The 10,474-nt window shown below is 68.0% G+C and carries 9 protein-coding genes; 5 read left to right on the top strand and 4 right to left on the bottom strand.

Annotated features, from left to right (window positions below; genetic code table 11):
- Nucleotide 1: 1 nt before the first annotated feature.
- Nucleotides 2–481 carry a hypothetical protein gene (locus MKK88_RS15515; protein ID WP_244001163.1) on the bottom strand — a complete coding sequence of 160 codons (480 nt, stop codon included), beginning with the start codon at nt 479–481 and terminating at the stop codon, nt 2–4.
- A gap of 197 nt (nt 482–678) precedes the next feature.
- Nucleotides 679–2,301, bottom strand: coding sequence for an ABC-F family ATP-binding cassette domain-containing protein (locus tag MKK88_RS15520; RefSeq protein WP_244001165.1), 1,623 nt, complete (start codon nt 2,299–2,301; stop codon nt 679–681).
- Between the two features lie 184 nt (nt 2,302–2,485).
- Between MKK88_RS15520 and MKK88_RS15525 the strand changes: the two genes are divergently transcribed.
- Together MKK88_RS15525 and MKK88_RS15530 are read left to right on the top strand one after the other, a co-directional pair.
- Nucleotides 2,486–2,746, top strand: coding sequence for a hypothetical protein (locus tag MKK88_RS15525; protein ID WP_244001167.1), 261 nt, complete (start codon nt 2,486–2,488; stop codon nt 2,744–2,746).
- 327 nt (nt 2,747–3,073) lie between these two features.
- Entirely contained in the window at nt 3,074–4,402 is a 1,329-nt protein-coding gene (locus MKK88_RS15530) for an MFS transporter (protein WP_244001169.1), read from the top strand.
- A gap of 31 nt (nt 4,403–4,433) precedes the next feature.
- Here the strand turns inward: MKK88_RS15530 and MKK88_RS15535 are convergent, their stop codons facing one another.
- On the bottom strand, nt 4,434–5,393 hold the full coding sequence (locus MKK88_RS15535) for a helix-turn-helix domain-containing protein (protein WP_244001171.1): 960 nt from the start codon (nt 5,391–5,393) through the stop codon (nt 4,434–4,436).
- 249 nt (nt 5,394–5,642) lie between these two features.
- Here MKK88_RS15535 and MKK88_RS15540 point away from each other — a divergent pair, with 249 nt between their 5' ends.
- Together MKK88_RS15540 and MKK88_RS15545 are read left to right on the top strand one after the other, a co-directional pair.
- The gene (locus MKK88_RS15540; RefSeq protein WP_244001173.1) at nt 5,643–6,056 is read left to right on the top strand and encodes a MucR family transcriptional regulator; all 414 of its coding nucleotides are present in this window, start codon (nt 5,643–5,645) and stop codon (nt 6,054–6,056) included.
- A gap of 3 nt (nt 6,057–6,059) precedes the next feature.
- Nucleotides 6,060–6,311 carry a hypothetical protein gene (locus MKK88_RS15545; protein WP_244001175.1) on the top strand — a complete coding sequence of 84 codons (252 nt, stop codon included), beginning with the start codon at nt 6,060–6,062 and terminating at the stop codon, nt 6,309–6,311.
- Between the two features lie 368 nt (nt 6,312–6,679).
- Here the strand turns inward: MKK88_RS15545 and MKK88_RS15550 are convergent, their stop codons facing one another.
- Nucleotides 6,680–8,311, bottom strand: a complete 1,632-nt coding sequence (locus MKK88_RS15550; protein WP_244001177.1) for an inorganic phosphate transporter — start codon at nt 8,309–8,311, stop codon at nt 6,680–6,682.
- A gap of 435 nt (nt 8,312–8,746) precedes the next feature.
- Here MKK88_RS15550 and MKK88_RS15555 point away from each other — a divergent pair.
- Nucleotides 8,747–10,474: phosphatase PAP2 family protein (locus tag MKK88_RS15555; RefSeq protein ID WP_244001178.1), on the top strand; the 1,728-nt coding region annotated here is incomplete at its 3' end.

The following is a 10,474-nucleotide window of genomic DNA, read 5'->3' on the forward strand; positions in this document are numbered from 1 at the left end:
CCTAGCTCGGGATTCGCAGGATCCGCGGCCGCCAGATGCCCAGCGCGACGTTGGCAGCCGAGATCGCGAGCAGGACCCATAATGTCCCGCGCTCGCCGGGGAGCGAGACAGCGAGCGCCGCCGGATCGAGGAGACCGGACAGCGCCCGGGCGCTCTGCTCTGCCTCCTGTTTCATCGGCCCCTGCACGTAGACCAGCCCGCCCTCGAACATCAGGACGCCGGTGGCGAGCTTCAGCCACGCCCAACCGGCGTTGAGATAGGCCCGGTTCACCGCCATGGCGATCAGCCCCGACATCAGCGTCACGGCGAGCGACGGCAGGAACACCCAGGTGGCCACCGCGCCCATCGCGCCGCGCATCGCCGCGTAGCCGAGCAGGGCGGTGGGGGGCGGGGTCAGCGCCAGCATGACCACCAGGGACGCCAGCGCCCCGAGCAATCCGGCGGATCCCATCGTATGGAGGAACTTGAGCAGGCGTCGCACGGCGTCTCACCCGGGCCGTTTGCGCGCAACCTAGCGCGGGGACCCCCGGCGGGATAGCGGCGCGCCGGTCGCAGGGCGTCCAGCCCGAACCCTCACCATCCTTGCGAGCGCGAGCGAAGCAATCCAGTCGCGCCATGCTTGCCCACGACGCGCTGCCCCGGGTCGGTTCGCGGCCCTCGCGATGACGGCGCGGCCCCTTAGCTCCGCAGGCCCGGCGCCTCCTGGCCGGTGCGGGCCACGTACTCGGTGTAGCCGCCGCCATACTGGTGGATGCCCTCGGGCGTCACCTCCAGCACCCGGTTGGAGAGCGCGGCCAGGAAATGCCGGTCGTGCGAGACGAACAGCATCGTGCCCTCGTAAGTGGCGAGCGCCGCGATCAGCATCTCCTTGGTGCCCATGTCGAGGTGGTTGGTCGGCTCGTCGAGCACCAGGAAGTTCGGCGGGTCGTAGAGCATCAGCGCCATGACCAGCCGGGCCTTCTCGCCGCCGGACAGGACCCGGCAGCGCTTCTCGACATCGTCGCCCGAGAAGCCGAAGCAGCCAGCGAGCGCCCGCAGCGATCCCTGGCCGGCCTGGGGGAACGCGTCTTCCAGTGTCTCGAACACGGTGCGGTCGCCGTCGAGCAGGTCCATGGCGTGCTGGGCGAAGTAGCCGAGCTTCACGCTGCCGCCGATCGTGACCGCGCCGTCATCGGGCTCCGTGGTGCCGGTGACGAGCTTGAGCAGCGTCGACTTGCCGGCGCCGTTGATGCCCATCACGCACCAGCGCTCCCGGCGGCGCACCGAGAAGTCGAGCCCCTCGTAGATCGTGCGGCTGCCGTAGCGCTTGTGGACCCCCTTGAGCATCACGACGTCGTCGCCCGAGCGGGGCGCCGGCTGGAACTCGAAGGCCACCGATTGCCGCCGCCGGGGCGGCTCGACCCGCTCGATCTTGTCGAGCTTCTTCACCCGGCTTTGCACCTGGGCGGCGTGGGAGGCCCGGGCCTTGAAGCGCTCGATGAAGGCGATTTCCTTCGCCAGCATCGCCTGCTGGCGCTCGAACTGCGCCTGTTGCTGCGCCTCGTTCAGCTTCCGCTGGCCCTCGTAGAAGGCGTAATCGCCCGAATAGGTGGTGAGCGCACCGCCGTCGATCTCGATGACCTTGGTGACGATGCGGTTCATGAACTCGCGGTCGTGCGAGGTCATCAGCAGGGCGCCGTCATAGGCCTTGAGGAACGATTCGAGCCAGATCAGGCTCTCCAGGTCGAGGTGGTTCGACGGCTCGTCGAGGAGCATCACGTCCGGGCGCATCAGCAGGATGCGGGCGAGGGCCACGCGCATCTTCCAGCCGCCCGAGAGGGCGCCGACATCGCCGTCCATCATCGCCTGGCTGAAGCTCAGGCCGTCGAGCACCTCGCGGGCCCGACCCTCCAGGGCGTAGCCGTCGAGCTCCTCGAACCGGGCCTGGACCTCGCCGTAGCGCTCGATCAACGCATCCATCTCGTCGGCACGGTCCGGGTCGGCGAGCGCCGCGCCGAGCTCGGCAAGTTCGGCCGCCACCGTGCTGACCGGGCCGGCGCCGTCCATCACCTCGGTGACGACGCTGCGGCCGGACATCTCGCCGACATCCTGGCTGAAATAGCCGATCGTGATGCCGCGATCGGCCGAGACCTGCCCCTCGTCGGGCTGCTCCTGGCCGATGATCATCCGGAACAGGGTGGTCTTGCCGGCCCCGTTCGGGCCGACGAGCCCGACCTTCTCGCCCTTCTGCAGGGCGGCCGAGGCCTCGATGAAGACGAGCTGCCGCCCGTTCTGCTTGGTGATCTTGTCCAGGCGTATCATGGGGTGGGCGCTGTCCGGAGGTCTCCCGGGCGCTTACGGCATTGGCCGCGGCGGTGCAAAGCCACGATGCCGCGGTGCGGGATAACGCTTGCGTCCCACGCAGACCTGGGCGCATGCCGGGACCCGAAACCAGGCTCGGCCGTTGCCCTATGCAACAGTTGCCATGGGCAACATGAGGAACGCAATGCTGTTCGGTTGGTGGAAGACAGGCCTGGACATGGCCATGCTGGGACTGGAGGCGCAGGGCGTCATCGCGCAGCGTCTCGCGATGTTCGCCCTCGGTGGACCCGCCGCCCAGGCCGAGGCGCAACTCATGGTGACCGAGAAGATGATGGCCGCCGGCGAGGCCGCCCTGATGCTCGCCACCGGCGCCTCGAACGGCAAGGTGATCCGCAGCTACCGCCGGAAGGTCCAGGCCAACGCGCGGCGGTTGAGCAAAGCTTGATTCACCCCGGTCGGACGGGGATCCGGCTGGATCTGCGATTAGGCACGACGAGTCCCTTTCCCATGCGGGAGAGGGTTGGGGTGAGGGACGAGAACTCCCAGGATCGAGCACGCCAGCGAGGCGCCACATTCGAACAGACCTGATCCCTCACCCGGCTTTCTGCGAAAGCAGACCTCTCCCGCACGGGAGGGGGGACCCGCGCCGGGCCCGGCAAAGACGGCATTACCGTCGTCGGTCGTAAGCCTGCCCACCCAAGCTTGATTCCGCGAAAAGCCGCCCACCCGAAGGCGGCACCGCTCCCCCAAACCCAAAAAAACGGAGGAAACCATGACCGCAGCCCTGTCCGGGTCGCCGGCCGCCGTCGAGGCCGGCGCGGTGACCGAGAACGCCATCGTCCGCAAGGTCGCGTGGCGGCTCATGCCGCTGATCATGATCTGCTACATGTTCGCGTTCTTCGACCGCATCAACATCAGCTTCGCCAAGTTCCAGCTCCAGAGCGATCTTGGCTTCAGCAACGTCGCCTACGGGCTGGGCGCCAGCATGTTCGTGGTCGGCTACGTGATCTTCGAGGTGCCCTCGAACCTGTTCCTCTACCGGGTCGGGGCGCGGCGCTGGATCGCCCGGATCATGATCTCCTGGGGCATTGCCACCGCGCTGATGATCTTCATCCGCAGCGAGTGGCACTTCTACGCCCTGCGCTTCCTGATCGGCGCCATGGAGGCGGGCTTCGCGCCGGGCATCCTCTACTACCTGACTATCTGGTTTCCGGCCTCGCATCGCGGGCGGATCACCTCGTTCATGTTCGTGGCCTCGGCCTTCTCGGGGATCTTCGGCGCGCCGGTGGCGGGGCTGATCCTCGGCGGCCTCAACGGCGTCGGGGGACTGGCCGGCTGGCAATGGCTGTTCCTGGCCGGCGGCCTGCCCTGCCTCGTCCTCGGCCTTCTTGTGCTGACCCGCCTCGACGACCGGATCACCGACGCGAAATGGCTGTCGGAGCCCGAGAAGTCGCTTCTGTCGAGCCGCATCGCGCATCACAACAAGGATATCGGCGACCACTCGCTCCTCGGCGCGATCCGGCAGCCGGGCTTCCTGATGATCGGGCTGATCTACTTCCTGCTGCAGATCGGCTCCTACGGCCTGAACTTCTGGGGGCCTGACCTGATCAAGACCGCGAGCGGCGGGCAGGCGGCCTCCGTCGGCTTCCTGACCGCGATCCCCTACATCTGCGGGGCGATCAGCATGGTGGTGATCGGGCGCCTGTCGGACGCCTCGGGCGAGCGGCCGAAATTCGTCGCCGGCCTCGCCATTGCGGCGGCGCTCGGCTTCTTCGGCGCCGGCCTGTTCGACAAGCACATCGTGCCGCTGATGTTCGCCCTGGCACTGCTGGGGGCCGGCATCGTGGCCTCGATCCCGACTTTCTGGACCCTGCCGGCCAAGCTCGTCACCGGCGTCGGCGCGGCGGGCGGCATCGCGCTGATCAACACCCTCGGCCAGTTCGGCGGCATCGTCAGCCCCGTGATGGTTGGCTGGGTGAAGGACCTCACCGGCTCGACCACCCCCGCCCTCTACGGCATCGGGGCGCTCTGCCTCGTGGCCGCCGCGCTCGCGCTGTTCGCCCTGCCGGCGAGCCTGCGCCGGAGCGATCGCGCCTCCTAAGGGGCGGCACCGGGCGCCCCGGTTCGGCCGGTCAGGGGGCGCCCACGAGGGCGGCCTGCCGGTACTCCCGGGGCGTCATGCCATGATGGGCCTTGAAGCGGCGGGCGAAGTGGGCTTGGCTGGTGAAGCCGCAACCGTAGGCGACGAGGCCGATCGCCAGATGGGCGCAGGCGGGATCGGCCAAGCGCTTGGCGGAGGCCTCCAGACGGCGCTCCCAGATGTAGTCGGAGACGGACTGGCCGCACGCCTGGAACAAGTCCTGAAGGCGGCGCAGCGACACGCCCAGGGCCCCGGCCAGGGTGCGCGGATCGAGGTCGAGTGCGTGGAGATGGGCCTCGACATGGGCCTTGGCACGCTGCACCACGACGGTGCCGTGCAGGGGCTGGGGCACCTCCTGGGCGAGCCGCTCGGCGATGCTGGCCACGATCAAGTCGCTGCCGATCGCCGTCATGCGGGCCGCAGCGTCCGGCGCGAGCTGGCGGCGGACCCGGATCAGATCGTGGAAGAACATCGTGGCCAGCCGCGTCGCGCTCAGATCCGCGCCGACCGTCAGCGCCGTATAGAGGCCGGCCGGCCCGAGCAGGCTCTCCAGCCGCTCCCGGGGCAGTTCCAGGAACAGGGACTGGCTCCCCGGACCGGATGTCAGGATCGCGGGCCGGTGATCGATCACCACGAAATCGCCCGCCTGCTGCTCCGCAATCCGCCCCGACTGCTGGACCGTCAAGGTTCCGGCGAGCTTGAACAGCACGACGAGCGTATCGCCCTTCCTCAGGCGTTGCAGAAGTTCCGGTGTGACTTCGCTGCGGATGTTGCCTTGCGCAATACGAGTGAGCTGTATTGGACCAATATCTGCGACATCGAGCCGGCCTTCAAACGGCGTATCGTCGAGGCGCTCTGCTTCGATCGGCAGCGATTGTTGGCGCAGCATATCGCGCCAGAGCGGAAAACTGTTTCGTGGGTGAAGGCCAACAGTCGAAAACAGTGGCTGCATCAGTATTCTCAACCTTGATGCCGCTGGGCTGCGCCGTGGAGCAAAAATCCTCGCGCCGTCGGACAAGCGCGATCCGACACATATTGTATATCTTCTGCATCCTCAAGAAACGAGGCGAAGCGAACTTGAGGTCGGTCCCACCCCAGTCACCCGAGCGGCTTTCGGCGTCGATCTAACTCCGTGAGATACCGGATGAAAATCAATCCGATCGACGATTCCGCGAAGGTCTAACAGACAGCGAAGCTCGAAATGAACAACCTGAAAGAAGTGCACCCCGTTTTCATGCTGGAGAAGGTCGGTGCCATCGTGGCGGCCTACGTCTCCCGCAACGCCGTCGAGGCCGCGGAGCTGCCGAGCCTGATCGATCAGGTCCACACGGCCATCGCGGATCTGCGCGACCGGGCGGGGCAGGGCGGTGCGCGCTGGGCCGGGGCGGATGCCGCGAAGGTGGAGGCCTCGATCCAGCATGACGGCCTGATCAGCTTCATCGACGGCCGGTCCTACAAGACCCTGAAGCGTCACCTCACCGCGCATGGCCTGACGCCGGAGCGCTACCGGCTCCAGTACGGCTTGCCGGCGGATTACCCGATGGTCGCCCCGGGCTACGCTGTCCGCCGGTCCGAGATCGCCAAGGCGATCCAGCTCGGCCACAAGGCGGCCTGAGCCATGGCGCCCGGCTACCCTGAGGGGCCGGCGCCGTCGCCTGCGCCCCTGCCGGATGCGGCCCGGATCCGGGACAACCTCGCCCGCCTCGCGGACGTGCTGGGTGTTCCGGTCTCGGCCTTCTCCCCCGAGCAGCAGGGACGCGGCGAAGCTGTCCTCCAGGCGGCGAATCTCGTCACGGTCTTCTCGGCGATCGAGAACCCCGCCGCGCGCCGGACCTGTCTGGCCTTCGTGCGGGCGATGGCGAGTTCCTGAGGCGCCGGGGGGCGCCGCAGCTGGCCGGGCGTCACGCCGCCCGCTCGGGCCCGGGGGGGCGCACGGGGCGGGCCCGGCGAACCCGGCCGGCTGCGTTATGAAGGTCTTCCGCGTCGCGCGGGTGGCTCCAATCCTGGTTTCGAAGGATCGGGACCTTTCGCGGGTCTAGGGCAGAGCCCTGGCCGTCCTCTCAGGGCTCCGCCCTGAGAACCCGCCAAACGGCTTCAGCCCTTTGGAAACCCGATTTCCGGGTCAGAGAGATTCTCAGACAGCATCGTCCCGGGCCTTGGGTCCGGGACGACGCTGTCGATCATTATGTCTGCCTCATCCTGTAACCGGCCCTCACCGGTCGGGATGGTGCTCGCGCGTCAGAACACGTGGCGCAGGATGAAGAACAATCCGGCCGCAAGGGTGATGGCGGCTGGCAGGGTCATGATCCAGGCCAGCGCCATGTTGCGCACGGTCGACATCTGAAGCCCCGAACCATTGGCCGCCATCGTCCCGGCGACGCCCGACGACAGGATGTGGGTGGTCGAGACCGGCAGGCCGTAGAGTTCGGCGAGCCCGATCGTGCCGGCGGCCACGATCTCGGCGGAGGCGCCCTGCGCGTAGGTGAGGTGCGTCTTGCCGATTTTCTCGCCTACCGTCACGACGATGCGCTTCCACCCGACCATGGTGCCGAGACCGAGTGCCAGCGCGACGCAGACCTTCACCCAGCCCGGGATGTAGCGGGTGCCGTCATTGAGCAGCCCCGCGTAACGCTTCAGGGTCCCGCTCTCGGCCTCCGAGAGGTCGGCGCCGGCTTTCGGCAGGAGCCGCACCGCGTCGGAGGCGAGATACATGTCGCTGCGCAGGTTCTGCGTCTGGGCGGCCGGCACCGTCCGGATCGCGCCGTAATTCTTCACGCTGGCGGCGATGTCGGTCGAGAGCGCCGAGAGGGCCGCGAAGACCGGAGGGGTGTTCAGGTCCTTGGTCTTCAGCGCCTGCGTCACCGTCCGGCGCGCCTCGGCGGCCTCCGGCACCGGGGCGCCGGGCGCGCGGGCGGCGAAGACTTGGCTCGCCGCCATCGAGGTCTGCACGAAGGCCGGCGTGGTGTCGTCCGCCATGGTGCGGTTCAGCGCGTAGGCGGTCGGGGCGGCGCCGATCAGGATCAGCATGATCAGGCCCATGCCCTTCTGGCCGTCATTGCCGCCGTGGAAGAACGAGACCAGCGTGCAGGTCAGGATCAGCAGGCCGCGGATCCACAGGGGCGGCGGGGCGTCGCCCTTCGGCGCCGCGTAGAGATCCTTGCGGCGCACGGTGAACTTCAGCGCGAGCAGCAGCAGCGCCGCCAGCACGAAGCCGCAGATCGGCGAGAACAGCAGCGCCTTGAACACGTTGAGCGCCTGGCCCCAATCGACCCCGGAGGTCCCATCGCCGCCGCTCATCAGCTGGTTGGCGAGGCCGACCCCCAGAACCGAGCCGATCAGCGCGTGGGACGAGGAATTCGGCAGGCCGAACGCCCAGGTGCCGAGGTTCCAGATGATTGCCGCCAGCAGCAGCGCGAAGATCATCGCGTAGCCCGCGTGGGAGCCGACGTTCAGGATCAGCTCCACCGGCAGCAGCGTGACGATGGCGTAGGCCACCGCGCCGGAGGAGAGCATCACGCCGAGGAAGTTGAAGAAACCCGACCAGATAACCGCCACGAGGGGCGGCAGCGAGTGGGTGTAGATGACCGTGGCGACCGCGTTGGCGGTGTCGTGGAAGCCGTTCACGAACTCGAAGGCGAGGGCGATCAGGAGGGCGAGCCCCAGCAGCGCGAAGGCGCCGTACGCCAGGGGCGCTTCGCCGACCGCATTCATGTCGGCGATCAGGCTCACGACCGCGTAGCCCAGCCCCGCCACCAGAACGAGGAGGAATGCGATCACCCCGCCCGGGTGCATCCCGTGATCCAGGCGGGGGGGACCGGCCGGTCGAACTCCTGCGGCCCCCGGTGGCGACAGCACGGCGGAATCGGACATGAACCCTCACGCGGAATCAGGTGTGTTGGTAAAATCCCGATTAAGATGCGCCCGTGACGCTTCGGTGACGCCTTTGAGCGATTACGCCGTGCGGGGACAACATTCGTGCGATGAACGACTTCGCATCGTCGTCATTGTTCTTGATGGCCCAAGATTTGAGTTTGGCTACAACAGGCCATGAAGGTGACTTCAAGGGTTGTGGCGACGGTCGGACGTTGGTCCGCCGGACGTTGACGGCACGTCGAGCCCTGACGTTCGAAATAACAGTTGCAGTGCTTCCGGATCAATTTATGTGTTGGCTAAGAGTATCTGTGTTGCTTGAATGCGACACGGGGCGATTCTGCTTATCGTGACTAGATTATGACGTCGTTGCGCCGGTAGTTTTCGCTAAGTCTGCTGCCGCAGCCGGACGGCCGCGGGCTTTGGGGGCCAAAGATGACGTTACGACACGGGGTCTCGATTGCGGCCTTGATGGTCGCGGCATTCAGTTCGGGGGTGCGGGCACAGACCGTCAATACGACGCCGTCCGACGTGAACGTGCTCAATCTTCTCGCGCCGTATCTCGCCCTCAACGCGACGGCCACCGGTCAGCAGACGCTGCAACTCAACGTGTCTCAATCGGCGGCGATCAACACCGCTGCCGGCCTCGCGCAGCAGCAGCGCGCGATCAGCGACAAGAGCCTCCTCGGCTCGGCCAGCAACAACCTGTCCTCGGTGGGGCTGGGCACCTACGGCGTGGCCGCCAACCTCGCGGGCGGCCTGCCGGCCCAGACGCCGGTCAACGGGATCGTCCCGCAGCAGCTCGTGGGCGGTCTCGGCGCCCAGCTCGGCCCGATCTACCAGCGCGGCGTCGCGCAGGGGGCGAGCGGCCCGCTCGGCAGCGTGGTCAATCTCCTGGTCGGCGCGTACACTTTCAGCGGCAACAATCTGGGCGTCGCCAAGAACTACTGCGCCAACGGTGCGGCCAACAACCCGAGCGTCACGCCGAACAACTACGTCGCGGCTCCGGCAGTGGCGCCGGCCGGCTACAGCCTGCCGACCTATAACGGCCTGCCCAACACCACCAACAGCGTCTACGATCTCGCCTACGGCGTCACCAACACGCAGCCGGGCCAGGACGTCTACGGCTCCTCGCGGCCGGTCCAGGCGGCGCCCGCCCGGTTCAACATCTACGATCCGACGGCGCTCAGCGGCATCGCCACCAACCCGTCCTTCCCGAGCGGGCACACCACCTACGCGTTCACCGACGGCATCCTGCTGGCGATGCTGGTGCCGCAGCAGTACCAGAACATGCTCGCCCGCGCGGCCGATTACGGCTACAGCCGAGTCGCGCTCGGCGTGCATTACCCGCTCGACGTCATCGGAAGCCGGGCGCTCGCGACCTACGACCTCGCGCAGGCCTTCACGAACCCGGCCTACATCAACAACGCGGCGGTGACCGGCACGGCGGTCAACCTGCCGGCGCAGTTCGTGAAGGCGCAGGGCGAGCTCCAGGCCTACCTCGCCGCCCATTGCGGCAACACCGTCGCGGCCTGTGCCGGCAGCGCCGCCAACCAGGCCGGCAACCCCTACGTGCCGTCCGCCGCCAACCAGGCCCTCTACCAGAGCCGCCTGACCTACGGCCTGCCGACCCTGACCTTTGCCCAGGCGCCGCGCGAGGCCGCGCCCGCCAACGGACCCGACGCCTCGATCCTGCTTGCGCCCCTCTACGGCGGTTCGACGAGCGCGGCCAAGACCCTCGCGCCGAACGGCGGCCTCTACGGCCAGCTCTCGACCGCGACAGTCAACCAGATCCTGGTCAACACCGAGACCAACGCGCTCGCTGCCTTCTACGGCAGCCCGCTCAGCTACTGGAGCCGCCTCGACCTCTACTCCGCCGCCGGCTACTTCGGGAACGTCACCGGCACGCTGCACATGGATTCCAGCGACCGCCTCGGCCTCGACGTCGGCATCGGCCAGGGCGGCGCTCTCTACGCCAACGGCACGATCTCCGGCACCGTCTCGGTCGGATCCGGCGGCCTGCTCGGCGGCACGGGCATCGTGGGCGGGATCCGCGCGCTGCCGGGCGGCACCGTGTCGCCCGGCAACTCGATCGGCACGCTGACCGTCACCGGCAACGCCGCCTTCGCGCCGGGCTCGACCTACCGGGTCGAGGCCAACGCC

Source organism: Methylobacterium sp. E-005, assembly GCF_022829725.1.
GTDB lineage: Bacteria > Pseudomonadota > Alphaproteobacteria > Rhizobiales > Beijerinckiaceae > Methylobacterium.

Coding starts and splice junctions, on each gene's coding strand:
- MKK88_RS15520 (WP_244001165.1), bottom strand. CDS start 2,301: ATGATACGCCTGGACAAGATCACCAAGCAGAACGGGCGGCAGCTCGTC.
- MKK88_RS15525 (WP_244001167.1), top strand. CDS start 2,486: ATGCTGTTCGGTTGGTGGAAGACAGGCCTGGACATGGCCATGCTGGGA.
- MKK88_RS15530 (WP_244001169.1), top strand. CDS start 3,074: ATGACCGCAGCCCTGTCCGGGTCGCCGGCCGCCGTCGAGGCCGGCGCG.
- MKK88_RS15535 (WP_244001171.1), bottom strand. CDS start 5,393: ATGCAGCCACTGTTTTCGACTGTTGGCCTTCACCCACGAAACAGTTTT.
- MKK88_RS15540 (WP_244001173.1), top strand. CDS start 5,643: ATGAACAACCTGAAAGAAGTGCACCCCGTTTTCATGCTGGAGAAGGTC.
- MKK88_RS15545 (WP_244001175.1), top strand. CDS start 6,060: ATGGCGCCCGGCTACCCTGAGGGGCCGGCGCCGTCGCCTGCGCCCCTG.
- MKK88_RS15550 (WP_244001177.1), bottom strand. CDS start 8,311: ATGTCCGATTCCGCCGTGCTGTCGCCACCGGGGGCCGCAGGAGTTCGA.